Below are 24,795 nucleotides of genomic sequence, written 5' to 3' on the forward strand. Positions count from 1 at the left end.
CTCGCGGAGGGCGGCCCGTTCCGCGTTCCCGGCGCGGCTCACGGGAGCCGCTGCGGTCGCTCCGCACCGCCCCAGGAGTAGCCGCCCGCCGCCGCGAACCATCCCTCCGCCGCCCGCGCACGGGCCCGATCGTGCTCCAGCCGGTCCGGATCGCGGACCGCCGCGACGAGCGCGGGCAGCCGCCAGCCGTCCGCGAGCGCCCGTGATCCGGCGGCGCGCCATGCGCGAGCGCATCCCGCCGTCGAGGCGGCCCGTTCGAGTGCGTCGACGGTGGCGATCTCCCATCCGGAGGCGACCCCGCTCAGCGCGACGGCGCAGGTGAGCGCGGCCGAGCGCAGCACGGCGCGGGGCGCCCGCGGGGGCAGCGTCGCCTCGGCGGCGTCCTGCGCCTCGACGATCGCCGTCAGGGCGAGGTGCAGTCGGGTCGCCTCCCGATCCGGCCGGGGAGCGATCCGGCCGGATCCCGCCGAGACGGAGGCGGAGGCGCCCGGAGCGAGCAGCAGTCCCCGTCCGGAGCGCGACGCGTGGGAGCTGAGCAGCCCGCCGACGCCGCCCGCCTGATCGACGACGCCCGTCACCGACGGATCCCCGATCGCCCAGACCACCGGGGTGCGGTTGTGGATCGTCAGCCGGCGGTGATCCTCGTCGACGCAGGCGATCAGGTGCCCGGGGTCGGCGCCCTCGAGTCCCGGCGCGGCGGCCAGCAGCTCCCGGGAGTCCGCGCACTGCGTCGGCGCTCCGGCCGCGGAGGAGGGGAGCGAGGCGAGCGTAGCGATCGCCGCGAGCGCGAGGGCGAGCACGGCCGAGGCCGCTGCCGTCGCGGCCGTCGATGCGATCAGTCCGCGGGGCCGCGGAGCAGCCCGCCGCGAGCCCGACGCGGGTCCGGGTGTGCTGCGTCGCACCATCCGTCACTCCCTCTCGGCGCGAGCGTAACCCCGGAAACGCACGCTGAACAGGGCGTTCCCGGGCTCGGGGGCACCCCGTAGGAGATTTTTCGGAGAAATCCGCCACGAGGTGCATCCGTCGAGGGGGTTCGTCCGGAAGTAGTCCGTGAAGGCCCTTCTCGAGTACCCACCGACCCCCTCCGGGTCCCATCGTGAAAGAGGAACACCGTGACCACCTCCAGCTTCTCCCGCCGTCTCCTAACCGGTGCCTGCGTCGGCACCCTCGCCGTCGTCGGCCTCTCCGCCGCTCCGGCCAGCGCGGCCGACGCCGACTCGGCCGACCTGTACGTCCTGCACGCCGTCCCGGACACCACCGTGGACGTGTACGTGAACGGAGCACTGACGCTCGACGACTTCACCCCCGGCACCCTCGCCGGACCGCTGGACCTGCCCACCGGCACCTACTCCGTCGCGATCACCGCGGCCGACGCGGCCGACGCGAGCGCTCCCGTCATCGGCCCGATCGACCTCGCGCTCGAGGCGGGCAAGAGCTACACCGCCGCCGCGCACCTGAAGGCCGACAACACCCCCACCGCGACGCTCTTCACGAACGACATCTCGACCACCGCCGCGGGAGAGGGACGGCTCACCGTCCGCCACGTGGCCGCCGCGCCCGCGGTCGACATCCTCGCCGGCGGCTCGCCCGTCCTGACGAACGTCACCAACCCGAACGAGGGCGTGCTGAACCTCGCTCCGGCGACGATCTCGACGGTCGTCGCGGCGACCGGCACCACGACCCCGGTCATCGGCCCGGCCGACGTCCAGGTCCAGGAGGGCGTCAACACGATCGTCTACGCCTGGGGCAGCCTCGAGAAGGGCAACCTCGCCCTCGCGACGCAGACCATCGACGGCCTGCACTCGACCCCGTCCGGCGTTCCCGCCGGTGAGGCCGGACTCGCCGCCGACAACCGCACCGACGCCGCCGCGGGCTGGTGGGGCGCAGCCGCCCTCGCCGCTCTCGGTCTCGCCGGAGCGACCCTGTTCGGCCGTCGCAAGGCCGCTGCGGGCCGCTGACCCGCGGACACACCACCGGCTCGGGCGTGCTGGAGCGCGCCCGAGCCGGTCACCCGATCACGACCCAGGAGGACGCCATGAGCCGGAACCCCTTCCCTCTGCGCGTCCTCGTCGCGATCGGGTCGATCGCGGTCGGCGCGGGTCTCGCCGGATGCTCGGCTCAGGCGGCTGGGGTCGTGCCCTCGCCCGACGCGAGCCTCTCGGTGCAGCAGCCCCCGCCCGCGCCGTCCGCGATCCCCTCCGCCGCCCCGCCCGCCGTGCCCCTCGCGGATGCGCGTCTGGGAGCGACCCCGGCGCGCAGCGTCATCGCCCCCACGCGGATCGTGGTCGACGGGCTGCCGGTCGACATGCCGCTCGAGCCGGTCGGAGTGGCCGACGACGGCACCATGGAGCTGGTCCCCGACACCGCGACGGCCGGCTGGTACCGGTTCGGAGCGGGCCTGGACGAGCCCGACGGGACGATCGTCATCGCCGCCCACGTCGACTCCCTCGCCTACGGCCTCGGCCCGTTCGTCGAGCTGACATCGGCGCAGCCCGGCCAGATCGTCCGACTCACGAGCGACGACGGAGCCGAGCGCTCCTTCACCGTCACGACGGTCGAGACCACCGAGAAGACGTCCGTCGATCTCCCGGCCGTGTTCACCCGCGACGGTGCGCCCCGGCTCGTCCTCATCACGTGCGGCGGCGACTTCGACTACGACACGCGCCACTACCTCAGCAACGTCGTCGTCACGGCGGTGCCGTCCCCGTGACTCCGACCGCCCGATCGCCGCGCGTACGATGAGCGCAGCGACCGCCGCAGCGCAGCCCGACGCCAGGGTGCAGCGCCGTCCCCACCTCAGGAGCATCCCACTGTCCGACGCCCTCCCCAGCGCACCCCTCGACGGGGCCGAGGACGAGCGCGCCGTCGTGCGCCGTCTCGGGCTCCGCTTCGCCGCGGGCGACGAGTCCTCGCTCGCGGAGGCCTACGCGCGGTGGTCCCCGCTGCTGTTCACCCTCGCTCTGCGCTCTCTCGGCGACCGGGGCGACGCGGAGGACGTGGTGCAGCGCGTCTTCGTCTCGGCCTGGACCGGCCGGCAGAACTTCGATCCGGACCGCGCCGCTCTGGGAGCCTGGCTGGTCGGGATCTCCCGCAACCGCATCGCCGACGCGCACGAGAACCGATCGCGCGAGCGCCGGCTCACCCAGGCGCTCGTCGCCGTCGCTCCGATCGAGGAGGGCGAGACCCCGGTCGATCTGGAGGCGAAGGTCCTGGTCGCCGACGAGCTCGCCCGACTCGACCCCGTGCCCCGCCGGGTGATGAGCCTCGCCTTCTACGACGACCTCACCCACACCGAGATCGCCGCTCGGACCGGGCTGCCGCTCGGTACCGTCAAGAGCCACATCCGCCGCAGCCTCGACAGACTCCGCTCCCGATTGGAGGTGAGCAGCACATGACCCACCTGGATCCAGACGAGATCGCGCTGCTCGCGCTCGGCGAGGAGTCGAGCGGCGAGGCCGACGCGCACCTGGCCGAGTGCCCGGAGTGCGCGCAGCAGCTCGTCGAGCTCGGCCACGTCGCCGAGGTCGGCCGCGACAGTCGCGGAGTCGTCCTCGAGACGCCGTCCGCCGCGGTCTGGGACCGCATCCGCGACGAGCTCGGTCTCGAGGAGCACTCCGCGGCTCCCGTGCTCGCCCCCGTCCCGGAGCGACCCGACACCGCTCCCGTCCCGGTCGCTCAGTCCGGCTCCACGGGCCGGCACCGTCCCGAGCGCCGTCGTCGGCGCACCGGCCGCGTGGTGCTCACCTCGCTCGCCGCCTTCTCCGCCCTCGTGATCGGAGTGGCGGGCGGAGCGTGGTGGCAGGCGTCGCAGACGGAGGACGTGGTCGTCGTGGCGCGGGCCGAGCTCCAAGCGTTCCCCGACTGGCAGGGCGCGACCGGCTCCGCCGAGCTCGAGGACGTCGACGGCGGTCGCGAGCTGATCGTGCGGCTCGACGCGCAGGGTGGGGACGGCGGCTACCGCGAGGTCTGGCTGATCGCCGCCGACGCGTCCGGCCTCGTGCCGCTCGGAGCCCTCGACGGCACCGAGGGCCGCTTCGCCGTCCCGGCCGGCCTCGACCTCTCGGAGTACTCGCTGGTCGACGTGTCGGAGGAACCGCTCGACGGCGACCCCGCGCACTCCGGCGACTCGATCGTCCGCGGTCCCCTCCTCGAGGGCTGACGCCGACCGCTCAAGCGCTCCGCCGCTCCCGGAGGAGCGCGGTCAGCGCCTCCACAGCGGCGGAGGGTCGCAGCGCGGTCCCGACCGAGAGCTCCCACTCGAGCCCCGGCCAGTCCAGGGTGATCGAGCGCACGCCCCCGAGCGCCGCCACGCCCGCCCGCGGCACGACCGCCACGCCGAGGCCCGCCTGCACGAACCGCGGGATCCCCGGCAGATCCGCGACCTCGGTCGCCACGCGCCGGGGGACACCCTCGGCGAGGAACGCGCGGTCGACGCTGACCCGGTTGCCGAAGCCGGCCGGAGTGTCCACGAACGTCTCGCCCGCGAGGTCCTTCGGTCGGGGTGCGGTCGCGTCGGCGAGCGGGTGGTCGTCCGGTACCAGGAGCACGTAGTCGCTGCGCGCGAGCGGCGTGACGGCGAGATCCGGCATCCCGTCCGCGGGGAGCGCGAGCAGTGCGACGTCGAGCCGTCCGCGGCGCAGGTCCTCGGCCAGGCCCGTCGATCCGGTCGCCGAGGTGCGCAGCAGCAGGTCCACGAGCGGATGCCGGCGCCGGTACGCGCCGAGGGCCCCGGGCAGGTCGATCAGGTCCATGCCCGAGAACGTGCCCACCCGCACCCGTCCGCGCAGCCCCGCGGCGTCCTCGGCGGCGAGCGTGCGCATCCGGTCGAGCCCGTCGATCGCCCGGCGCGCCTCCGGCAGCAGCGCCTCGCCCACCGCGGTGAGGGCGACCCGGCGCGTCGAGCGCTCGAACAGCGCCGCTCCGAGCTCGTGCTCGAGGGCGCGGATGCTGGCGGACAGCGTGGACTGCACCACGAACAGCCGCGCCGCCGCCCGAGTGAAGTGGAGCTCCTCCGCGACCGCGACGAACGCGGCCAGTTGTCGATCGTCCATCCCGCCATCATCCACCGGACTCGATGAATGCGACCGAGATCCTCCGTTGGACACGCTCAGTCCGGCGGAGGAGCCTGATCGCGTGACCACTCCGGACCTCGACCACCGCCCCTCCCGGCCCGCTCCCGCGGGTCCGGCCTCCCGCCGACCCGAACTGCCGCACGGCCCCGGCTTCTGGGTCATCGCCGCGGCGTTCCTCGCGGTCATGGCGTTCTCCACCGTGCCGACCCCGCTCTACGCGATCTACCAGGCCCGCGACGGCTTCCCGGCCTTCGTCGTCACCGTGGTGTTCGCCGCCTACGCGGTCGGAGTGGTCGCGAGCCTCTTCCTCGCCGGCCACGTCAGCGACTGGCTCGGCCGCCGCCGCATCCTGCTCGCGTCGATCCTCGTCGAGGTCCTCGCCGCGATCGTCTTCCTGCTCTGGCCCGAGGTCCCGGGCCTCCTGATCGCCCGCCTGCTGACAGGGCTCGGCGTCGGCGCCCTGACGGCCGCCGCGACCGCGCACCTCTCGGAGCTGCGCGCCGTCGCCCGCCCCGAGGAGGGGCCGGGCACCTCGCGGGCGGTCTCGACGCTCGTGAACATGGGCGGGCTGGCGCTGGGCCCGCTGGTCGGAGGCGTGCTCGCGGTGACCGTCGACCGCCCGCTGGTCGTCCCCTACGAGGTCTTCCTCGTGCTGCTCGTGGTCCTCGGCCTCGGAGTCGCCCTCGTGCCCGAGACCGTCGAACGGCGTGAGGTCCTGCCCGCCTACCGCCCGCAGCGGCTCGCCGTGCCCGCCGAGTCGCGCGGCGCCTTCCTCTCGGCCGCGGTCGGCGCGTTCGCCGGCTTCGCCGTCTTCGGCCTCTTCACCTCGCTCGCTCCGACCTTCCTGGCCGGTCGCTTCGGTGAGACCTCCCACCTGGTCGCCGGCGCCGTGTCGTTCGGAGTCTTCGCCGCCGGCGCCGTGGCGCAGCTCCTCTCCGCCCGCCTCGCCGCCCGCCCCGCGCTCCTGCTGTCGGCCGCCGCCCTCGCCGTCGGCCTCCTGCTGGTCGCCGTCGGCGCCGTGACGGCCGTCCTCTGGCCGTTCGTCGCCGGGGGAGTGCTCGCCGGTGCCGGAGTCGGCCTGCTGTTCCGCCTGTCCCTCGCGGTCGCCGGCTCGCTCGCCTCGGACGCCGCGCGCGGCGAGGTCCTGGCCGGCATGTTCCTCGCCGCCTATCTCGGCCTCGCGATCCCCGTCCTCGCCATCGGAGCGGCCCTCGCGCTCCTGCCCGCCGTGCCCGTCCTCCTGGGCTTCGTCGCGGTGGTGCTGCTGCTGGTGCTCGCGGCGATCGCACGGATGCTCCGCTCCTCCCGCTCCTGATCGAGCCCCGGGGCCGCACCTCCGCTCGCGAGAGCCGCCCCGTCGCCGTCAGCGTCACAATGGGGGCATGAAGCTCTTCTCCTTCGGACGCGGACGCGACGACCAGAACCCCCTCCCCGCGAACGACCGCGGATCGGGCAAGCTCGACGACTACGACTACGACCTGCTGCCGAAGTCCCGGCGCGGGGAGACGCTGCTCGGTATCGCCGACAGCGCCTCGCACCAGGACGAGCTCGCCCGTGTCCTGGCGCTCGGCGAGGACGAGATCACGGCGGTGATCCCGCGCCGCACCCTCGAGGAGGAGCGCGTGGACGCTCCCATGCCGGTCCGTCTCTTCGCCAACCACCGCCCCTCCGACCTCGTCGGCTACGTGCCCCGCGGTCTCGAGAACGTCGTCGACGCGGCGCTCTCGCGGCTGTCGGAGGCGGGCAAGCAGCCGCGTGTGCCGGCGCGCATCGTCACGGTGAAGGGCGCGCTCCGGGTGCAGCTGCTGATGCACGAGACGCGCGGCTGAGCGCTCCTCCCGACGCCGGTCGAGCAGCCGCCCCGGAGCGTCCCGCCGCGCGTTCCTGGCCGTCCGGCACCCGTGCTGATAGCATGAACCGGTTCCGAATCCGCAGCGGCCGCCGGCCGTCACCGGATTCGAACCACGGAGCAGGCCGGCAGGAAGCTGGTCCTCGGTGGTGGAGTCCCGGTTCACAGGTGCGGCGTCGTCGCACAGGAGGCGACCCGGAGCTTTTCTACTGGTGGCCAGCACGAACGCCCTCCACACGACGGCACGGCGCGACGCCCTGCCGTGGAATCGTCTCGATTCCTGACCGGAACTCTGCTCCGACGAACGCCGGCGCCCAGAACGGGCGCCGCTGCATACGTTGAAGGAGACAGAACCTCTTGGAAGGTCCTGAAATCACATTCGCCGAAGCCGTTCTCGACAACGGCTCGTACGGCACCCGCACCGTCCGCTTCGAGACCGGCCGCCTCGCGCAGCAGGCTCAGGGAGCGGTCGCCGCGTACCTCGACGAGGACACGATGATCCTCTCGGCCACCTCGGCGTCGAAGAACCCGAAGGACAACTTCGACTTCTTCCCGCTGACCGTCGACGTCGAGGAGCGCTCCTACGCCGCCGGCAAGATCCCCGGCTCGTTCTTCCGCCGCGAGGGCCGCCCCTCCACCGAGGCGATCCTGGTCTGCCGTCTGATCGACCGGCCGCTGCGCCCCTCGTTCGTCGAGGGCCTGCGCAACGAGGTCCAGATCGTCATCACGGTCCTGAGCATCGCTCCGGACGAGTTCTACGACGCCCTCGCGATCAACGCCGCGAGCGCCTCGACCCAGATCTCCGGTCTGCCCTTCTCGGGCCCCATCGCCGGTGTGCGCCTCGCGCTCATGTCCGACGGCTCGGGCAACGACCAGTGGATCGCGTTCCCCAAGGCCTCGCAGCTCGAGAGCGCCGTCTTCGACCTCACCGTCGCGGGCCGCGTCGTCACCAACGAGGACGGCTCCTCCGACGTCGCCATCATGATGGTTGAGGCCGAGGCGACCGAGGGCTCCTGGAACCTCATCAAGGCCGGCGCCACCAAGCCCGACGAGACCGTCGTGGCCCAGGGCCTCGAGGCCTCCAAGCCCTTCATCCGCGCGCTCGTCGAGGCGCAGGCGAAGATGGCCGCGAACACCGCGAAGCCCGTCAAGGACTACCCGGTGTTCCTGCCCTACGCGCAGGAGACCTACGACAACGTCGCCGAGCTCAGCTACGACGAGCTCGTCCGCATCTACTCGATCGCCGACAAGGTCGAGCGCCAGGACGCCGACGACGCTCTGAAGGCGAAGGTCAAGGAGCAGATCGCCGAGCGCATCGCGTCCGGTCAGCTCTCGGCCGAGGCCTACAGCCAGGTCGGAGCGGCGTACAAGTCGGTCACGAAGGTGGTCGTCCGCGGACGCATCCTCCGCGACGGCGTGCGCATCGACGGTCGCGGCCTCGCCGACATCCGTCCGCTCGACGCCGAGGTCCAGGTCATCCCGCGCGTCCACGGCTCGGCGATCTTCCAGCGCGGCGAGACCCAGATCCTGGGCGTCACCACGCTGAACATGCTCAAGATGGAGCAGCAGATCGACTCGCTGTCGCCCGTCACGAAGAAGCGCTACCTGCACCACTACAACTTCCCGCCCTACTCGACCGGTGAGACCGGTCGCGTCGGGTCGCCGAAGCGCCGCGAGATCGGGCACGGCTTCCTCGCCGAGCGCGCCCTCGTGCCGGTGCTGCCCTCCCGCGAGGAGTTCCCCTACGCGATCCGCCAGGTCTCCGAGGCGCTGAGCTCCAACGGCTCGACCTCGATGGGCTCGGTCTGCGCCTCGACCCTGTCGCTCCTCAACGCCGGTGTGCCGCTGCGCGCCCCGGTCGCGGGCATCGCGATGGGCCTCGTGTCCGACGTCGTCGACGGCCAGACCCGCTACGCGGCGCTGACCGACATCCTGGGCGCCGAGGACGCGCTCGGCGACATGGACTTCAAGGTCGCCGGAACCTCCGAGTTCGTCACCGCGATCCAGCTCGACACGAAGCTCGACGGCATCCCGTCGTCGGTCCTCGACGCCGCGCTCAAGCAGGCGAAGGACGCGCGCAGCACGATCCTCGCCGTGCTCACGGCCGCGATCGACCAGCCCGACGAGATGGCCCCGACCGCGCCCCGCGTGATCTCGGTGCAGATCCCCGTCGACAAGATCGGCGAGCTGATCGGCCCCAAGGGCAAGACGATCAACGCGATCCAGGACGAGACCGGCGCCGACATCTCCATCGAGGAGGACGGCACCGTCTACATCGGCGCCGTCGACGGCCCGTCGGCCGAGGCCGCCCGTGCCCAGGTCAACGCGATCGCGAACCCGACGAACCCCGAGGTCGGCGAGCAGTTCCTCGGAACCGTCGTCAAGCTCGCGACGTTCGGCGCGTTCGTCTCGCTGCTCCCGGGCAAGGACGGATTGCTGCACATCAGCGAGGTCCGCAAGCTCGCCGGTGGCAAGCGCGTCGAGAACGTCGAGGACGTCCTCGGAGTCGGCCAGAAGCTGCTCGTTTCGATCACCAAGATCGACGACCGCGGCAAGCTGTCCCTCGCGCCCGTCGTGGCCGAGGAGGCCGGAGCCGAGGCGCCGGTCGAGGCTCCCGTCGAGAGCTGATCCCTCCCGCACGTCGTGACGCCCGTCCCACTCCGGTGGGGCGGGCGTCCGTCGTTCTGCGGCGGATGGGGTAGCGTTGCCGCACCGTGCCGTCGCACCGCCCCGACCGGAGGAACACCGTGATCGACCCGACGCCCCTGGCCACCGAGCCGGAGACGCCCGCCGCTCCCCAGCGCACCCTCGGTCGCACCGGCCTCCCCGTGCATCCGCTCGCCCTCGACGGCTCCGTCTTCGGCTGGGCCGCGGGGATCGACGACACGACCGAGGCGCTCGACGCCTTCGCGGCGCTCGGCGGCACCCTGATCTCGACCGCCGACCACTACGCGACCGGCCGCAGCGAGTACATGATCGGCCGCTGGCTCGAGGCGAGCGGCGCACGCGAGCGGATGCTCGTCGCCACCAAGGTCGGCCGCCACCCCGACGCCCCGGGCCTCGCGCCGGCCGACGTCCGGGCGGCCGTCGAGGGCAGTCTCGAGCGCCTGGGCACCCGGATCGACCTCCTGTCCTTCGACAGCGAGGACCCGGAGGTGCCGATCGAGGAGAGCCTCGCGGCCGTCGCCCCGTTCCTCGCGAACGGCTCCGTCGGAGCGCTCGGCGCCGCCCACTTCAGCGGCGAGGCGCTCGCCCGCGCCGAGGAGGTGGCGACCCTCCACGGGCTGCCCGTCTTCTCGGTCGTGGTGGCCGAGTACAACCTGATGGAGCGCAAGGACTACGAGTCCGACGTCGCCCCCGAGGTGATCCGCCAGGAGCTCGGCACGCTGGCGCGGCTCCCGCTCGCGAGCGGCTACCTCACGGGCGCGATGCGCCACCGCTCGGACGAGCCGCAGTCGGTCATGTTCGAGGCCGCGCTCGACTACGTGGGGCGCCACGGCAGCAAGGTGCTCGCCGCGCTCGACGAGATCGCCGAGGCCCACGGCACCAACCCCGGCACGGTCGCCCTCGCATGGGTGCTCTCGCATCAGGAGGTCTCCGCCGCCGTCGTCCGCGCCCGCGGAGCCGAGGAGCTCGAGTCGGTCTTCGGCGCGGCCGCCCTCCCGCTGACCCGCAGCGACCTCGCCCAGCTCGACCGCGCCTCCGCCTGACCGGTCCGACGGCTCCCGGGTGATCCCGGGAGCCGTCGGCACGAGGTCGGGGAGCGTGTCGGCCGGACCGCGCTCCCGATCAGCGGCGCAGGACCCGCGCCTCCCACGGCTGGAGCGTCGTCCCGGTCGACCCCGGCACGTTGCCCAGCACCGTCTCGGCCCCCGCCCAGTCGGCCAGCAGCGACACCTCGAGCGGCTCGCCCGACACGTTGCCCACGGCGAGCAGCTCGCTCGCGCCGGTGCGCGTGAACGCGAAGAGCGTCGGGTGCTCGGGCTCGAGGAGCCGGAACCGGCCCAGCTGCACGGTCTCGTCGGCGTGCCGCAGCGCGATCAGGGCCCGGTAGTACTCGAACACCGAGCGCTCCGATGCCCGATCGGCCGCCACGTTCAGCTCGATCGAGTTCGGATTGACCGGGATCCACGGTTCGCCCGTCGTGAAGCCGGCGTGCTCGCCGCCGTCCCACTGCACGGGTGTGCGCGCGTTGTCGCGGCTCTGCGCCCGCAGACCCGCCAGGACCTCCTCCGGATCCTCCCCGCGGTCGCCGACCGCTTCGGCGTAGTAGTTCAGCGACTCGACGTCCCGGAAGTCCTCGATCCCCGAGAAGGGCACGTTCGTCATCCCGATCTCCTCGCCCTGGTAGATGTAGGGCGTGCCGCGCTGCAGGTGCAGGAGCGTCGCCCACAGCGTCGCCGATTCGTAGCGGTAGCGGCCGTCGTCGCCGAAGCGCGAGACCAGCCGCGGCTGGTCGTGGTTGTTGAGGTAGAGCGAGTTCCAACCGCGCTCGGCGAGGCCGTCCTGCCAGCGTGCGAGGTTCGCCTTGAGCGCGATGAGGTCCAGCGGCACCGGGTGGAACTTGTCGACGCCGTGGTCGATGCCCACGTGCTCGAACTGGAACACCATGTCGAGCTCCCGGCGCTGGGGATCGGTGACCAGCGCGGCCTCCTCCAGAGTCACTCCGGGCATCTCGCCGACGGTGAGGTAGGCGCCCTCGCGCCCCGCGAACACGGCCTCGTTCATCTCGCGGAGGTACTCGTGCAGCCGCGGACCCACTCCGCCGACGATGCCCGTGCCGCCGCCCTCGCCGTCGACCTCGTCGAGGTTCTTCGACACGAGGTTGATGACGTCCATCCGGAACCCGTCGACGCCGCGGTCGAGCCAGCGGTTCATCATCGCGTGCACCGCGCGCCGGACCTCGGCGTTCTCCCAGTTGAGGTCGGGCTGCTGCACCGCGAACAGGTGGAGGAAGTACTCGTCGGTCACGGAGTCCCGGGTCCACGCCGGCCCGGAGAAGTACGAGCGCCAGCCGTTGGGCTCGGCGACGTCCAGTCCTGCGTCACCGGCGGCCTCGAGCTCGGAGGAGACGCCTGCGGCGGCGCGACCCTTCCGCCACCAGTACCAGTCGCGTCTGGGGTTCTCGATCGAGGAGCGGGACTCGACGAACCACGCGTGCTCGTCGCTAGTGTGGTTCACCACGAGGTCCATCACGATGCGGATGCCGCGTTCGTGCGCCTCCGCCAGCAGCAGGTCGAACTCCGCGAGGTCTCCGAAGAGCGGATCGATGTCCTCGTAGTCCGAGATGTCGTAGCCGTTGTCGTGCTGCGGTGACGGGTAGATCGGCGACAGCCAGACGACGTCCACTCCGAGGTCGGCCAGGTGGTCGAGCCGCGAGCGGATCCCGCCGAGGTCGCCGATGCCGTCGCCGTTCGAGTCCGCGAACGAGCGGGGGTAGATCTGGTAGACGACGGCGCTGGTCCACCAGGGCGTCGACGGGGGCGGGGTGAGGGGCTCCATGAGGGCGAATCTAGCCGCGACCCGGTGCCGCGGAGGAGTCGCCGCACCGCGTCCGGGGGAGAGCGGAGCAGGTTCGCGGCGGGGAAGAAGACCTCCGTGTAACGATCTGATGAACCGTTCCGCACCGCCTCCGGAGCGGCGCTCGGCCCTCGGCTACTCTCGGTCCTGGCGGGTCCCGAGCCGCCGCAGGGAGAGTGGTGGCGTGCCGAGGCTGAAGGCCCGCGCGACCGTGAAGGCGACGCGTCACGGATCCCTCGGAGCGCTCCCGGAAGCGGGTTCCCCGGGCGACACCGGACCGGTCGTCGCCCACACGCTGCGCCGCTCGCTCGGCGACTCCGCGCAGTCCCTCTTCCCCCTCCTGCTCGACGCCGCCGTCCTCGGCCGTCGCGGCCATGACGCCGGTCCCGAGCTCCTCGAGCGGTTCGCGGCCTGGGGCGGCAACGGAGTCCTCGTCACCGACACCGCGGCGTCCGCCGCCGGCGAGGAGACCGTGGGTCGGTGGCTCGCGGGCCACCGGGATCGCGACCGTTTCCTCCTCCTCGGGCGCCTGGGATCGACCGCCGACGCCTCGCCGTCCCCCCGTGCCCTGGTCGCCCGCGTCGATGAGTCGCTCCGGCGCCTGCGCACGGACCACCTGGACGTCCTCGCGGTGCGGCCCGACAGCGCCGGGAGGCTCGACGAGCTGCTCAGCGCCGTCGAGGTCCTGCTCGCGCGCGGGAAGGTCCGAGCGGTCCTCGCCTCGGGGTTCGCGGCCGAGGAGCTCTTCGAGGCACGGGTGCTCGCCGGTCACGGCCTGCCGCGCTTCTCCGGGGTGGAGCTGCGCTACAGCCTGCTCGAGGGCTCGGACGCCGAGGGCGACCTCGGGCTCGTCGCGCGGGGCCAGGGGCTCTCCGTCGTGGCCACCGCGCCTCTCGCGCACGGCTTCCTGCACGGAGCGGCGCGCTCGAGGCGCGAACTGCGGGCTCTTCCCGACGGGGCGCTCGCGTCGGTGCATCTCGGCCGTCGCGGACGGCGGGTGCTCGCGGCGCTCGACGCGATCGGCGCCGAGCTGTCCGCGACCACGGCCGCCGTCGCCCTCGCCTGGCTGCTCGCCCGGCCGGGTGTCGCCGCGGCGACCGTCGAGCCCGGGTCCTGCGCCGAGATCGACACCCTGGTCCGCGCCGTCTCGCTCGAGCTCGACGCCGCTCACCTCCACGCCCTCGAGCGCGCTCGACGCTGACGTCGAGTCCTGCACGGATGACCGCGGGCCGGGACAGCGCGTGCGGGTGACCTAGTGTGGGTCGGATGAACCACGGCGTCGCACTCCCTCTCGACCAGCCGGAGACGACGATCCGGGCCGCCGGTGGCTCGCTCGTCCGCCGCTCCGTCCTCTCCAGTGGTGTCCGCATCCTGAGCGAGGCCGTCCCCGGTGCCCGCAGCGCCACCGTCGGCTTCTGGGTCGCCGCGGGCTCGCGCGACGAGCAGCCCGCGCGTCCCGCCGAGGGCGGGCGTCCGGCGACCCCGTCGAACTTCGGCTCCACCCACTTCCTCGAGCACCTGCTCTTCAAGGGCACCCGGTCGCGCTCGGCTCTCGACATCGCCGTCTCCTTCGACTCCGTGGGCGGCGAGCACAACGCGCTCACCGCGAAGGAGTACACCTGCTACTACGCCAAGGTGCAGGACCGCGATCTCCCGATGGCCGTCGAGGTCATCGGCGACATGGTCACCTCCAGCCTGCTGGACCCGGACGAGTTCGAGACCGAGCGCGGCGTGATCCTCGAGGAGCTCGCCATGGCCGACGACGATCCGGCCGACGTGGCGAGCGAGCGCCTGTTCGAGTCCGTCTTCGGCGACCACCCGCTGGGGCGCCCTATCGGCGGCAGCCCGCAGACCATCGGCGAGGCCACCCGCGACGCCGTCTGGGCGCACTACCGGGCCGCCTACAGCCCCCGCGATCTCGTCGTCTCCGTCGCCGGCGCCGTCGAGCACGAGTCCCTGGTCGCGCTGCTCGAGCGCGTGCTCTCCTCCGACGGCTGGGACCTCTCCGTCCCGGCGGCTCCCGTGGCGCGCCGCGTGGGCCTCGAGGCGCACTACGAGCGGGGCAGTGCGCTCTCGATCGTGCATCGCCCGACCGAGCAGGCCAACATCCTCATCGGGTTCCCCGGCCTCGCCGCGGCCGACGACCGCCGGATGACGATGGGAGTGCTGAACTCGATCCTCGGAGGCGGGATGTCCTCGCGCCTCTTCCAGGAGATCCGCGAGAAGCGAGGCCTCGCCTACTCCGTCTACTCGTTCGCCCCGTCCTACTCCGACGCCGGCATCTTCGGCCTCTACGCGGCGAGCACGCCCGCCAAGGCCGGCACCGTCGCCGAGCTCCTCGTCTCGGAGTTCCACCGCCTCGCCGAGGACGGCGTCTCCGAGGACGAGATCGGGCGCGCCCGAGGCCAGCTGTCCGGCGCCGCCGCCCTCGCGCTCGAGGACTCGGACACGCGGATGTCCCGGCTCGGCCGCGCCGAGCTGACCTTCGGCGAATTCGTCGACCTGGATGAGAGCCTGCGCCGTCTTGCGCGCGTCGGCGCGGAGGATGTCCAGGCTCTCGCGGCAGACTTGGCGAGGGGGCCGTCGTCGATCTCGGCCGTCGGTGCGGTCGACGCATCGACGTTCGCCGGCATCGCCGAGATCGAGAGCGCTCCCACCGTCTGAACCGTTCTCGCGAACGACCGTTGACCGCGCACCGTCGCGCCGCACCCGGGGGAGCCCCACGTGTCCCATTACATCTACCTCGTCCGTCACGGCGAGCAGCAGGACGCCGAGCACGGCATGCCCGACGGGCCGCTGTCGGCGCGAGGGGAGCGCCAGGCCCGCCTCATCGCCGAGCGGCTCGGCGGCGTCCCGTTCACGGGCGCGTGGCACTCGCCGCTCCGGCGCGCGGAGGAGACGGCCGCCCGGTTCCGCGCGGTCCTGCCCGGACTCGCGATCGAGCCCTCCTCGCTGCTGTTCGACTGCATCCCCTCCGGCCCCACGCCCGACATGCCGCGCGCGTTCGAGCCGTTCTTCGGCAGCGTCACGCCCGCCGAGATCGAGGCGGGACACGCGCAGATGCAGGATGCGGTCTCCGAGTTCCTGGCCCCGTCGCGCGAGGACCGGCACGACCTCCTCATCACCCACAACTTCGTGATCGGCTGGTTCGTGCGGCACGTCTTCGACGCCCCGGACTGGCGCTGGCTCGGGCTCAACCAGGCCAACTGCGGGCTGACGATCATCCGCGTCCGATCGCGGAAGCCCCCGGTCCTCGTCGTGCACAACGACCTCGCGCACCTGCCCGTGGAGCTGCGCACCGGCCTGCCGGAGGCCCAGCCCTACTGAGCGACCGCCCCCGTGGGCAGCCGCGTTGTTACGCTGACGGAGTGACTACTTCCGTCGCCGTCGTCGGTGCGTCCGGCCGACTCGGCTCTCTGACCTGCTCGCTGATCGACGCCTCCGACGAGTTCGAGCTCGTCGCCCGGCTGGGCTCCCGGAGCGATCCGCAGGAGATGCTGGCGGCCGACGTGGTCGTCGACATGACGGTCCCCGCGGTCAGCCAGGGCGTCGTCGACTTCGCGGTCGCCCACGGCCGGAAGGTGCTCGTGGGCACGTCCGGATGGACCGGCGACCGCATCGCGGCGCTGCGCCGCACGGTCGAGGCCCAGCCCGACGCGGGTGTCGTCATCGTCCCGAACTTCTCGCTCGGCTCCGTCCTCGCGACCGCGCTGGCGACCGTCGCCGCCCGCTTCTTCGACGCCGTCGAGATCGTCGAGACGCACGGCGCCCGCAAGGTCGACTCGCCGTCGGGCACCGCCGTCCGGACCGCGGAGCTGATCCTGCAGGCCCGGGCGGAGCTCGGACCGGTGCAGGCACCGCACACCGACCAGCGCGCCCGCGGGCAGCAGGTGGCGAGCATCCCGGTGCACAGTCTGCGACTGCCCGGAGTCGAGGCCCGCCAGGAGGTCGTGTTCGGCGGCACCGGAGAGACCGTGACGCTGCGCCACGACACCTCCTCGCCGGCCTCCTACGAGGCCGGGATCCTGAGGGCGCTGCACGCGGTGCGCTCGACGACCGGGGTCGTGGTCGGGCTCGACGCCCTGCTCGATCTGCGTGCGGCGTTCGACGCGGCACCGCTGGCCGAGCGGGCTCCCGGCGAGTCGGCGCCGGTCGACGACGCGCCGTCCGGCCAGGCCGCGGCCGCGACGAGCGCACCGTGAGGACCCGCGTCGGCGTCGGGCTGATGGCGGTCCTGCTCGCCCTCTACCTCTTCGTCTGCCTGCAGTACTCCGTGGTCGCGTTCGCCGCGGGCACGGTCCCCGGCATCGTGATGGGGCTGGGCCTGCTCATCCTCGGCGCCGTCGGCGTCTGGGGGCTCGTTCGCGAGCTCCTGTTCGGGCTCCGCGCCGAGCGCCTGGCCCGCCGGCTCGAATCCGAGGACGCGCTCCCGAAGGAGGTCCTCGACTCGCGCGCCAGCGGCCGCCCGCTGCGAGAAGAGGCCGACACGCTGTTCCCCGGCTACGCGGCCGAGGTGGACGCCGATCCGCAGAGCTGGCGGGCGTGGTACCGCCTGGGGCTCGCCTACGACGCGAGCGGCGACCGCAAGCGCGCCCGGGGCGCGATCAGGACGTCGATCGCCCTCGAGAAGGACGCTCCGGCCTGAGCCTCCGGGGACTCCCGGCGCTCGTCAGGCCAGGACCCACTCCAGCGCCTGGGCGACCGTGCGGTGCCGGAAGACGAAGCCGTCCTCCAGCAGTCGCTGCGGCAGCATCCGCTGGCTCGAGAGCAGGAGCTCGTGACCCGCGTCCTGCAACGCGAGCTCGATGATCCGTCCCGGCACCGGCAGCTTGAACGGCCGGTGCAGCTGCTCGGCGAGCGTCTTCATGATCTCGTTCGCGGTCGCCGGGACGGGCCCCGCGAGGTTGACGGGACCGGACAGCGTCGAGGTGAGGAGGTGGCGGATGGCCGCGGCCTCGTCGTAGAGGCTGATCCAGGGCCAGGCCTGCTCGCCGCCGCCGAGCGGACCGCTGAGTCCGAGCTTCGTCAGCGGAAGCAGCGGCTTGAGCGCTCCTCCGTCGCCGAGGACCAGCCCCGTGCGCAGGGTCGCGACGCGGGTGGATTCCGGCGCGAGGTGCGCGGCCTCCTCCCAGCGGGCGACGACATCGGCCAGGAACCCTTCGCCCCGCGCGGAGTCCTCGGTCAGGTCCTCGCCCGGGCGGTCGCCGTAGAAGCCGACGGCGGAGGCGTTCAGGAGGATCGACGGGGGAGAGGTCGCCATCCGCATCGCGTCGGTGAGGGTGCGGGTCGCCTGGACCCGCGAGTCCAGGATCTCCCGCTTGTAGGACGAGGTCCACGGGAGCCGGCTGATGGAGGCGCCCGAGAGGTTCACGACCGCGTCGACGCGGTCGAGCACGCTGAAGTCGAGCATGTGCGAGGTCGGCGCCCAGTGGAACTCGTCCGCGCTCGTGGGCGCGTGCCGCACCAGGCGGAGGATCTCGTGGCCGTCGCCGCGCAGCTGACGGCTCAGCTCCGTGCCGATCATGCCGCTCGCGCCCGAGATCAGCACGGTCAGCGGCGCCACGGGCTCCGCAGCGGGGACGGCCGGCTGCGTCTGCGCGGGCGGCAGGACCGAGGGGCGGGCGGTGCTCTCCCGAGCGGAGCGGCGGGACGGAGCGCCTGCGCCGTCCGAGTCGGTGCGCGGTGCGGACGAGTCGCTCATCTGTGCCTCCCGAGGCCCGTCGCGGGCGGCCCGCGAGGTGTGAACGAGCCTAGAGCCTCACGCCCGTGAGGCGCCCGAGCGCCCGAGCACCCGGGCGCGGACCAGCAGCAGGTAGAGCTCGCAGCCCAGGCACAGGCCGAACACCGCGTTGAGGAACGCGGCGAGGAACGCCAGCGACGCGGCGACCGGCACCGCGTACGGCACGCCCGCGAGGTGCAGCACGACGCCGACGGCGGTCACCACGAGTCCGACGAGCTGGGCGAAGCGGGGCAGTCGGGCGTCCTCCCACTCGGTCGCAGGAGCGAGGCGTGGCCGCACCAGACGGCGGAAGACGACGGCCCAGGGCCCGGAGCCCACCCCTCGCGCGGCGGACCAGGCGAAGAGGGCGGCGATCAGCACGAGCGCGAGGAAGCCGGGCTGCGCCAGGCGGCCCGGCAGATCGGCTCGGGCCGGAGCCGCGAGCGAGAGCCCCACCGCGACGAGCAGGAGGAGTGCGGTGACGGAGGCGGCGAAGCGCGGCCCGCGCGGGTCGACGCGGTTCGCGGGGACGGGAGTGGTCACGGGGTCTCCAGGAGTCGGTCGAGCTCGTCCAGCACGACGCTGCGCGCCGGGGCGCCCGCGATGCGGCTGCGGGGGATCCCGTCGCGGTCCAGGACGAGCAGGGTGGGCGTCTGCAGCACGCGGAACCGGTCGGCGAGGTCGGCGCGGTGGGTGAGGTCGACGTCGAGGTGCTCGACGCCGTCGCGCTCGCGGGCGAGGCCGTCGAGCATGCGGTGGACGGCCGGGCAGCGGGTGCAGTACTCGGTCGAGAACTGCACGATCGTCGCCGTCCGGCCCAGCGCCGAACCGGGGACGAGCCCCGCGGGATCGATCCGCTCGCCCGCCTGCGCGGGCCGTGCGCGGACGCGCCCGAGCGAGCGCCGGTACACGAGACCGAGGCCTGTCGCGAGCGCGACGAGTCCGGCCAGCAGCACGGCGATCAGAAGAGGGTCCACGGAGGAAGGCTAGGCGCGAACCGAGCGTGCACGTCCGTTCATTGCGCGAGATGTCGATCCGCACGGCCCGGGCGGCCGGACCGGGGTGTGCTCTATCGTGATCCGGTGACCGAGCAGAAGAACGAGCCGAATCCCCCCGAGACCGGACCGTCGATCGAGTTCCGATCCGATGTCGTCGTGGAGCTCGTCCGCTCCAGCGCCCACGACTCCGACGTGCTCTTCGCCGCCCGGGTCTCGACCCAGGGTGAGCAGACCCTCGCCGGAGCGCTCGATGACGCCGACGAGGCCGACGCCGAGCTGCAGCGCAAGCGCGACCGCGGCCTCATCAACTACCTGATGCGCGACCGCCACGGCTCGCCCTTCGAGCACAACTCGATGACCTTCTACGTGCAGGCACCCATCTTCGTCTTCCGCGAGTTCATGCGGCACCGCATCGCCTCCTACAACGAGGAGTCGGGTCGCTACCGCGAGCTGCGCCCCGTCTTCTACGTGCCCGGCCCCCAGCGGAACCTCGTCCAGGTCGGCAAGCCCGGCGCCTACTCCTTCGAGCCCGGCACGCCGGAGCAGACCGAGCTCGTCGTCGCCGAGACGCGCCGCGCCAGCACGCAGGCCTTCGAGGCGTACCAGCGGATGCTCGGCGAGGGCGTCGCGCGCGAGGTCGCCCGCATCGTCCTGCCGCTGAACATCTACTCGTCGATGTACGTGACGCTGAACGCGCGCTCGCTGATGAACTTCCTGTCGCTGCGCACCAAGCGCGAGGACTCGACCTTCCCGTCCTTCCCGCAGCGCGAGATCGAGATGGCCGCCGAGCAGATGGAGCAGCGCTTCGAGGAGCTCATGCCCCTCACCTACGCCGCCTTCAACGTCAACGGCCGCGTCGCCCCCTAGCCCCTCCGGCCGCCGGTCCGCGCCCCACTCCGTCCCACCGCGCGCCCTGCAGGCACCCGCACGTTCTGCAGGTACCCGCACGCTCTGCAGGTACCCGCACGCTCTGCAGGCACCCGCACGCCCTGCAGGTACTCGCGCGATCTGCAGGTACTCGCGCGATCTGCAGGTACTCGCGCGATCTGCAGGTATCCCGCGGAGGAATGCGCTTCCCGCTGCTCTACCCGGTCCGGACGGGCGCGGATCCCCTGCAGATCGTGCGCTCGAGACGTCGCCGTCCTCCCTCCCCACGTCGCGGTCGTGCACGCCCATCCCCAGAAGGCCGCCGTCTCCTCATAGCACCGCGTCGAGGTCCCGAGACTGTCCCCGTGCACCCCTCCTCGACGACAGTGCTCCGCTCCGGCGGGGTGGTGAAGACCGAGCAGTTCCTCCGGGAGGGAACGACACCGCGCCAGCTGCGTGATGCGGTCGTCGCGGGCTCACTCGTCCGCATCCGGAAGGGCTGGTACAGCCTTCCGGGCCTCGACGGGCGAGTGGAGCAGGCGTTCCGCGTGGGCGGAGTGCTCGCCTGCGCCGATGCCGCGGTCTCCCACGACCTCTGGGTCCCTCGCTTCCGCGGTCTCCACGTCGCCGTCCCCGAGCACGCCTCCCGCCTGCGCGATCGCGAGCAGTACGCGCGACGGCTGCTCGCGGATCCGGACGTCCACGTGCACTGGTCCCTGTCGGCACCGCCTCCGCGCGCGCTCGTCCAGTCCCTCGAGGACTGCATCGTCACCGCCGCGTCGTGTCTCGGCACGGAGGCCGCGTTCGTGCTGCTCGAGTCCGCACTTCACCACCGACGGCTCGGCCCTGCGGGCAAGGCGCGGATCCTCGCGCGCCTGCCTCTTCCGGTGCGGGCTCTCCTCGAGTGGGCCGGCGCTCTCTCCGAGAGCGGACTCGAGTCGCAGGTGGCCTTCCGCCTCCGCCGCCTGGGCATCGCGTTCCGCCAGCAGGTCCGGATCGGCGGACGCCGTGTCGACTTCGTGATCGGCGAGGTCCTCGTGCTCGAAGCGGACGGCGCGGCCTTCCACGATGCGGACATCGACGACCGCAGGGATGCGGCTCTCGGATCCCTCGGATACCGGATCCACCGCCTGCGCACGTCCCTGATCGACGATGGCTGGGACCTCGCGGAGGCATACATCGTCGCGGCGCTCTCGCGCGGCGACCACTGGCGCAGCTGAGAGCTGCCGAGCGTCCCTCCCTCCGGAGCACGAGTGAACGATCTGCAGGGGATCCTCGCTGTCAGGGCGGGGCCGAGCGGAGGAATACGCCTTCCTCCGCCGACCCCCTGCAGATGGCACAATCCCCTGCAGATCGCACCGTCCCCTCCCGCGCCCTACGACCCTCCCGATCCTTCGGCTCCCGCCTCCGGCGCGCCGCCGCCGACCCGCTACCCTGGCCTCGTGTCAACTCCGGAGAATCCTTTCGGCCAGGTCCTGGTCGCCCTGGTCACCCCGTTCACCGCCGACGGCGAGGTCGATTGGCCCGGCGTCGAGAAGCACATCGACGACTGCATCGCAGCGGGCGCCGACGGCATCGTCGTCACCGGCACGACGGGAGAGACGAGCACGCTCACCGACCCCGAGAAGATCCGCCTCGTCGAGGTCGGCAAGTCGGTCGCGGCGGGTCGCGCCAAGATCATCACGGGCGGAGGCTCGAACGAGACCGCGCACGCGATGCAGCTCGCGCGGCAGAGCGAGAAGGCCGGCGCCGACGGCAACATGATCGTCACGCCGTACTACAACAAGCCCACGCAGGCGGGCATCCTCACGCACTTCCGGATGATCGCGGACGCCACGGATCTGCCCGTCATCCTCTACGACATCCCGGGCCGCACCGGCGTCCCCATCCGCTACGAGACGATCCTGCGCGCGGCCAAGCACCCGAACATCCTCGCCGTGAAGGACGCCAAGGGCGATCTGTCCGAGGTGAGCCGGGTCCTGAACCAGACCGATCTCATGTACTTCTGCGGCGACGACGCCAACGTGCTCCCCGAGCTCGCGATCGGCGCCACCGGGCTCATCGGAGTGACCGCCAACGTCGCGTCCGCGCCCTACCGCACGATCGTCGACGCCGTGAACGCCGGCGACCTGCGCGCCGCGACCCTCGCGCACCAGCAGCTCGAGCCCCTGGTCCGCGCCCTCATGACGCACGTGCCCGGCACCGTCGCGGTGAAGTACATCCTGCACGGCCTCGGGCGCATCTCGTCGCCGCGCGTCCGGCTGCCGCTGGTCGGTCCGGAGGAGTCGGAGGCCGCGCTGATCGAGGACGAGCTCGGTCTCGTCCGCGACATCCCGGGCGTCGACTTCCGCAACTTCCGTCCCGACCGCAACGCGGCCGCGGGCGGCGCACTGCCGAAGGTCGCCGGCACCACCCGCTGACGCCGCTCGAGCGGCAGCGCCCGGCGGGAGACGAACGAACAGGAGCACGCATGCCCAGTCCCGTGATCATCCCGCCGACGCTCGCAGCCGGGACCCTGCGCATCATCCCTCTGGGCGGTCTCGGCGAGATCGGCCGCAACATGACGATCTTCGAGATCGACGGCAAGATCCTGATCGTCGACTGCGGCGTGCTCTTCCCGGAGGAGAACCAGCCGGGCGTCGACCTGATCCTCCCCGACTTCGGCCCGATCAAGGACCGCCTCGACGACGTCGTGGGCGTGGTGCTCACCCACGGCCACGAGGACCACATCGGGGCCGTCCCGTACCTGCTCAAGCTCAAGCGCGACCTGCCCCTGATCGGCTCGACCCTGACGCTCGCCCTCGTCGAGGCGAAGCTGAAGGAGCACCGCATCAAGCCCTACACGCTGGCCGTCAAGGAGGGGGACATCGAGAACCTCGGGCCGTTCGAGCTCGAGTTCGTGGCGGTGAACCACTCGATCCCGGATGCGCTCGCCGTCGCGATCATCACGGACGCCGGCTCGGTGCTGCACACGGGCGACTTCAAGATGGACCAGCTGCCGCTGGACGGCCGGATCACCGACCTGCGCGCGTTCGCCCGTCTGGGCGAGGAGGGCATCGATCTGTTCCTGGTCGACTCCACGAACGCCGACGTGCCCGGATTCACGCCGAACGAGCGCGACATCGGCCCCGTCATCGAGAGCGTGATGGCGAAGGCGACCCGGCGGGTCATCGTCGCGAGCTTCTCGAGCCATGTGCACCGCGTGCAGCAGGTGCTCGACGCCGCGCACGCCACCGGCCGCCGCGTAGCGCTGCTCGGCCGCTCCATGGTCCGCAACATGGGCATCGCCGCCGACCTGGGCTACCTGAAGGTCCCGCAGGGCGTGCTCATCGACGTCAAGAAGGCCGGTGACGTCCCCGAGGACCGCATCGTCTACATGTCGACCGGATCGCAGGGTGAGCCGATGGCGGTGCTCAGCCGCATGGCCAATCTCGACCACCAGATCCAGCCGGGCGAGGGCGACACCGTCATCCTCGCGTCGAGCCTCATCCCGGGCAACGAGAACGCGGTGTACCGCGTGATCAACGGACTCACCAAGCTCGGGGCGACCGTCGTGCACAAGGGCAACGCCAAGGTGCACGTCTCGGGCCACGCCGCCGCCGGCGAGTTGATCTACTGCTACAACATCCTCAAGCCGCTGAACGTGATGCCGGTCCACGGCGAGTACCGCCACCTGGTCGCGAACGCGAAGCTGGCGCGCGACACGGGCATCCCGGAGGAGAACACGATCATCGCCGAGGACGGCACCGTGATCGACCTGCTCGACGGGAAGGCCTCGGTGGTCGGGCAGCTCGACCTCGGCTTCGTCTACGTCGACGGCTCGACCGTCGGCGAGATCACCGACGCCGATCTGAAGGACCGCCGCATCCTGAGCGAGGAGGGCTTCATCTCGATCATCGTCGTGGTGGAGGCCGGCACCGGTCGCATCGTGGTCGGCCCCGAGATCCATGCGAAGGGCTTCGCCGAGGACGACCGCGTCTTCGACGAGGTCAAGCCGCGCATCGCGAAGGCGCTCGAGGAGGCGGTGCAGAGCGGAGTGAACGACCAGCACGCGCTCTCGCAGACCATCCGCCGCGTGGTCGGGCGCTGGGTGAACACGAGCTACCGCCGTCGCCCGATGATCGTCCCGCTCGTCATCGAGGCCTGACCCGTCCGGACGGAGGCGGCCCCGCCTCCTCCGTCCGCCGTCCAGCACCCGGGGGGAGTGCGCACCGTCCGCGGGGGACCGCCGTTCGAGCAGCCAGGAGGCCGCACGTGGACCACACGATCCGCACCGCCCGGAGCGAGGACGCGCCCTTCCTCGCCGACATGCTCGTCGAGGCGGCCAACTGGAACTGGACGACCGCGCGCACGCGGATCGACGTCCTCGAGGAGGAGTCCACGCGTCGCTACGTCGCCGGCTGGCCGCGACCGGGCGATCTCGGCTCGGTCGCCGAGACCTCCGAGGGCGAGCGGATCGGCGCCTGCTGGACGCGGCTGTTCACGTCGGCCGTGCCGGGTCGAGGCTTCGTCGCACCGGGAGTGCCGGAGCTGACGCTCGGCGTGCGTCCGGTCTGGCGCGCCCAGGGAGTCGGCCGCGCCCTGCTGAAGGCCGCGCTCGACCAGGCGCGCGCCGCCGGCTACGCGCGGGTGTCCCTGAACGTGGCCACCGACAACTTCGCCCGCCGGCTCTACCGGAGCGAGGGCTTCACCGCGGTGGACGACCGCGGCGATGCGGAGACGATGGTCGTCACCCTCCGCTGACGGCCCCCGTCCCGGCGCGGGTCCCCG

24 protein-coding genes are annotated in these 24,795 nt (G+C 72.5%); 18 read left to right on the forward strand and 6 right to left on the reverse strand.

The window, feature by feature from the left end; genetic code table 11:
- Positions 1–38: 38 nt before the first annotated feature.
- Positions 39–905: a hypothetical protein gene (locus LRG51_RS17815; protein ID WP_230674036.1), complete on the reverse strand. Its 867-nt coding sequence runs from the start codon at positions 903–905 to the stop codon at positions 39–41.
- Between the two features lie 207 nt (positions 906–1,112).
- On the opposite strand from LRG51_RS17815, the gene LRG51_RS17820 reads away from it, so the two are divergent.
- From LRG51_RS17820 to LRG51_RS17835, 4 genes are all read left to right on the forward strand, one after another.
- Positions 1,113–1,958 (forward strand): DUF4397 domain-containing protein, encoded by an 846-nt coding sequence (locus LRG51_RS17820; RefSeq protein ID WP_230674037.1) that lies wholly within the window; start codon positions 1,113–1,115, stop codon positions 1,956–1,958.
- A 77-nt stretch (positions 1,959–2,035) separates the two neighbouring features.
- Positions 2,036–2,710, forward strand: coding sequence for a class F sortase (locus tag LRG51_RS17825; protein WP_230674038.1), 675 nt, complete (start codon positions 2,036–2,038; stop codon positions 2,708–2,710).
- 28 nt (positions 2,711–2,738) lie between these two features.
- Positions 2,739–3,395 carry an RNA polymerase sigma factor gene (locus LRG51_RS17830; protein ID WP_107575426.1) on the forward strand — a complete coding sequence of 219 codons (657 nt, stop codon included), beginning with the start codon at positions 2,739–2,741 and terminating at the stop codon, positions 3,393–3,395.
- Positions 3,392–4,159 carry an anti-sigma factor gene (locus tag LRG51_RS17835; RefSeq protein WP_230674039.1) on the forward strand — a complete coding sequence of 256 codons (768 nt, stop codon included), beginning with the start codon at positions 3,392–3,394 and terminating at the stop codon, positions 4,157–4,159. The genes LRG51_RS17830 and LRG51_RS17835 overlap by 4 nt, the downstream gene beginning before the upstream one ends.
- A gap of 10 nt (positions 4,160–4,169) precedes the next feature.
- On the opposite strand, the gene LRG51_RS17840 is transcribed toward LRG51_RS17835, so the two are convergent.
- Positions 4,170–5,051, reverse strand: coding sequence for a LysR family transcriptional regulator (locus LRG51_RS17840; protein WP_230674040.1), 882 nt, complete (start codon positions 5,049–5,051; stop codon positions 4,170–4,172).
- Positions 5,052–5,133: 82 nt separating this feature from the next.
- On the opposite strand from LRG51_RS17840, the gene LRG51_RS17845 reads away from it, so the two are divergent.
- The 4 genes from LRG51_RS17845 (at position 5,134) to LRG51_RS17860 (ending at position 10,631) form a co-directional block, all read left to right on the forward strand.
- The gene (locus LRG51_RS17845) at positions 5,134–6,387 is read left to right on the forward strand and encodes an MFS transporter (protein ID WP_230674041.1); all 1,254 of its coding nucleotides are present in this window, start codon (positions 5,134–5,136) and stop codon (positions 6,385–6,387) included.
- Between the two features lie 67 nt (positions 6,388–6,454).
- Positions 6,455–6,901, forward strand: a complete 447-nt coding sequence (locus LRG51_RS17850) for a hypothetical protein (protein WP_055793381.1) — start codon at positions 6,455–6,457, stop codon at positions 6,899–6,901.
- 377 nt (positions 6,902–7,278) lie between these two features.
- A complete protein-coding gene (locus LRG51_RS17855) occupies positions 7,279–9,549 on the forward strand; it encodes a polyribonucleotide nucleotidyltransferase (RefSeq protein ID WP_230674042.1) in 2,271 nt (756 codons plus the stop codon).
- Positions 9,550–9,668: 119 nt separating this feature from the next.
- Complete coding sequence (locus tag LRG51_RS17860) at positions 9,669–10,631, forward strand: aldo/keto reductase (protein WP_230674043.1); 963 nt, start codon at positions 9,669–9,671, stop codon at positions 10,629–10,631.
- A 79-nt stretch (positions 10,632–10,710) separates the two neighbouring features.
- On the opposite strand, the gene LRG51_RS17865 is transcribed toward LRG51_RS17860, so the two are convergent.
- The gene (locus LRG51_RS17865) at positions 10,711–12,423 is read right to left on the reverse strand and encodes a glycoside hydrolase family 13 protein (protein WP_230674044.1); all 1,713 of its coding nucleotides are present in this window, start codon (positions 12,421–12,423) and stop codon (positions 10,711–10,713) included.
- Positions 12,424–12,625: 202 nt separating this feature from the next.
- Between LRG51_RS17865 and LRG51_RS17870 the strand changes: the two genes are divergently transcribed.
- From LRG51_RS17870 to LRG51_RS17890, 5 genes are all read left to right on the forward strand, one after another.
- The gene (locus tag LRG51_RS17870; protein ID WP_055793374.1) at positions 12,626–13,642 is read left to right on the forward strand and encodes an aldo/keto reductase; all 1,017 of its coding nucleotides are present in this window, start codon (positions 12,626–12,628) and stop codon (positions 13,640–13,642) included.
- A 65-nt stretch (positions 13,643–13,707) separates the two neighbouring features.
- On the forward strand, positions 13,708–15,105 hold the full coding sequence (locus LRG51_RS17875; RefSeq protein WP_055793371.1) for a M16 family metallopeptidase: 1,398 nt from the start codon (positions 13,708–13,710) through the stop codon (positions 15,103–15,105).
- A gap of 60 nt (positions 15,106–15,165) precedes the next feature.
- Positions 15,166–15,768, forward strand: coding sequence for a histidine phosphatase family protein (locus tag LRG51_RS17880; RefSeq protein ID WP_055793368.1), 603 nt, complete (start codon positions 15,166–15,168; stop codon positions 15,766–15,768).
- Between the two features lie 41 nt (positions 15,769–15,809).
- The gene (dapB, locus tag LRG51_RS17885; protein ID WP_055793365.1) at positions 15,810–16,643 is read left to right on the forward strand and encodes a 4-hydroxy-tetrahydrodipicolinate reductase; all 834 of its coding nucleotides are present in this window, start codon (positions 15,810–15,812) and stop codon (positions 16,641–16,643) included.
- Positions 16,640–17,086, forward strand: a complete 447-nt coding sequence (locus LRG51_RS17890) for a hypothetical protein (RefSeq protein WP_055793362.1) — start codon at positions 16,640–16,642, stop codon at positions 17,084–17,086. Before dapB ends, LRG51_RS17890 begins: the two co-directional genes overlap by 4 nt.
- Before the next feature lie 24 nt (positions 17,087–17,110).
- Here the strand turns inward: LRG51_RS17890 and LRG51_RS17895 are convergent, their stop codons facing one another.
- Genes LRG51_RS17895 through LRG51_RS17905 form a run of 3 tightly spaced genes read right to left on the reverse strand, consistent with a single transcriptional unit; the run spans position 17,111 to position 19,137 of the window.
- Positions 17,111–18,142: a TIGR01777 family oxidoreductase gene (locus LRG51_RS17895; protein ID WP_082481554.1), complete on the reverse strand. Its 1,032-nt coding sequence runs from the start codon at positions 18,140–18,142 to the stop codon at positions 17,111–17,113.
- A 57-nt stretch (positions 18,143–18,199) separates the two neighbouring features.
- A complete protein-coding gene (locus LRG51_RS17900) occupies positions 18,200–18,703 on the reverse strand; it encodes a DUF4395 domain-containing protein (protein WP_230674045.1) in 504 nt (167 codons plus the stop codon).
- Positions 18,700–19,137: a thioredoxin family protein gene (locus LRG51_RS17905; RefSeq protein WP_055793357.1), complete on the reverse strand. Its 438-nt coding sequence runs from the start codon at positions 19,135–19,137 to the stop codon at positions 18,700–18,702. The genes LRG51_RS17900 and LRG51_RS17905 overlap by 4 nt, the downstream gene beginning before the upstream one ends.
- 105 nt (positions 19,138–19,242) lie before the next feature.
- Between LRG51_RS17905 and thyX the strand changes: the two genes are divergently transcribed.
- The 5 genes from thyX to LRG51_RS17930 all read left to right on the forward strand — a co-directional run bounded on the left by thyX (position 19,243) and on the right by LRG51_RS17930 (position 24,768).
- Positions 19,243–20,025: an FAD-dependent thymidylate synthase gene (gene thyX / locus LRG51_RS17910; RefSeq protein ID WP_055793884.1), complete on the forward strand. Its 783-nt coding sequence runs from the start codon at positions 19,243–19,245 to the stop codon at positions 20,023–20,025.
- A gap of 365 nt (positions 20,026–20,390) precedes the next feature.
- Positions 20,391–21,245, forward strand: a complete 855-nt coding sequence (locus LRG51_RS17915) for a type IV toxin-antitoxin system AbiEi family antitoxin domain-containing protein (protein WP_055793354.1) — start codon at positions 20,391–20,393, stop codon at positions 21,243–21,245.
- A 222-nt stretch (positions 21,246–21,467) separates the two neighbouring features.
- Positions 21,468–22,445 carry a 4-hydroxy-tetrahydrodipicolinate synthase gene (gene dapA / locus LRG51_RS17920; protein ID WP_055793351.1) on the forward strand — a complete coding sequence of 326 codons (978 nt, stop codon included), beginning with the start codon at positions 21,468–21,470 and terminating at the stop codon, positions 22,443–22,445.
- Positions 22,446–22,495: 50 nt separating this feature from the next.
- Positions 22,496–24,172, forward strand: coding sequence for a ribonuclease J (locus LRG51_RS17925; RefSeq protein ID WP_230674046.1), 1,677 nt, complete (start codon positions 22,496–22,498; stop codon positions 24,170–24,172).
- Positions 24,173–24,279: 107 nt separating this feature from the next.
- The gene (locus LRG51_RS17930) at positions 24,280–24,768 is read left to right on the forward strand and encodes a GNAT family N-acetyltransferase (RefSeq protein WP_308197590.1); all 489 of its coding nucleotides are present in this window, start codon (positions 24,280–24,282) and stop codon (positions 24,766–24,768) included.
- Positions 24,769–24,795: the final 27 nt, after the last annotated feature.

The organism is Rathayibacter sp. Leaf248 (assembly GCF_920939495.1).
GTDB classification, from domain to species: domain Bacteria; phylum Actinomycetota; class Actinomycetes; order Actinomycetales; family Microbacteriaceae; genus Rathayibacter; species Rathayibacter caricis.

What these genes read in the sequence shown, in the direction of transcription:
- LRG51_RS17850 (WP_055793381.1), top strand. Translation starts at nt 6,455, where the DNA reads ATGAAGCTCTTCTCCTTCGGACGCGGACGCGACGACCAGAACCCCCTC.
- LRG51_RS17840 (WP_230674040.1), bottom strand. Translation starts at nt 5,051, where the DNA reads ATGGACGATCGACAACTGGCCGCGTTCGTCGCGGTCGCGGAGGAGCTC.
- LRG51_RS17875 (WP_055793371.1), top strand. Translation starts at nt 13,708, where the DNA reads ATGAACCACGGCGTCGCACTCCCTCTCGACCAGCCGGAGACGACGATC.
- LRG51_RS17835 (WP_230674039.1), top strand. Translation starts at nt 3,392, where the DNA reads ATGACCCACCTGGATCCAGACGAGATCGCGCTGCTCGCGCTCGGCGAG.
- LRG51_RS17865 (WP_230674044.1), bottom strand. Translation starts at nt 12,423, where the DNA reads ATGGAGCCCCTCACCCCGCCCCCGTCGACGCCCTGGTGGACCAGCGCC.
- LRG51_RS17825 (WP_230674038.1), top strand. Translation starts at nt 2,036, where the DNA reads ATGAGCCGGAACCCCTTCCCTCTGCGCGTCCTCGTCGCGATCGGGTCG.
- LRG51_RS17815 (WP_230674036.1), bottom strand. Translation starts at nt 905, where the DNA reads ATGGTGCGACGCAGCACACCCGGACCCGCGTCGGGCTCGCGGCGGGCT.
- LRG51_RS17830 (WP_107575426.1), top strand. Translation starts at nt 2,739, where the DNA reads ATGAGCGCAGCGACCGCCGCAGCGCAGCCCGACGCCAGGGTGCAGCGC.
- LRG51_RS17925 (WP_230674046.1), top strand. Translation starts at nt 22,496, where the DNA reads ATGCCCAGTCCCGTGATCATCCCGCCGACGCTCGCAGCCGGGACCCTG.
- LRG51_RS17895 (WP_082481554.1), bottom strand. Translation starts at nt 18,142, where the DNA reads ATGAGCGACTCGTCCGCACCGCGCACCGACTCGGACGGCGCAGGCGCT.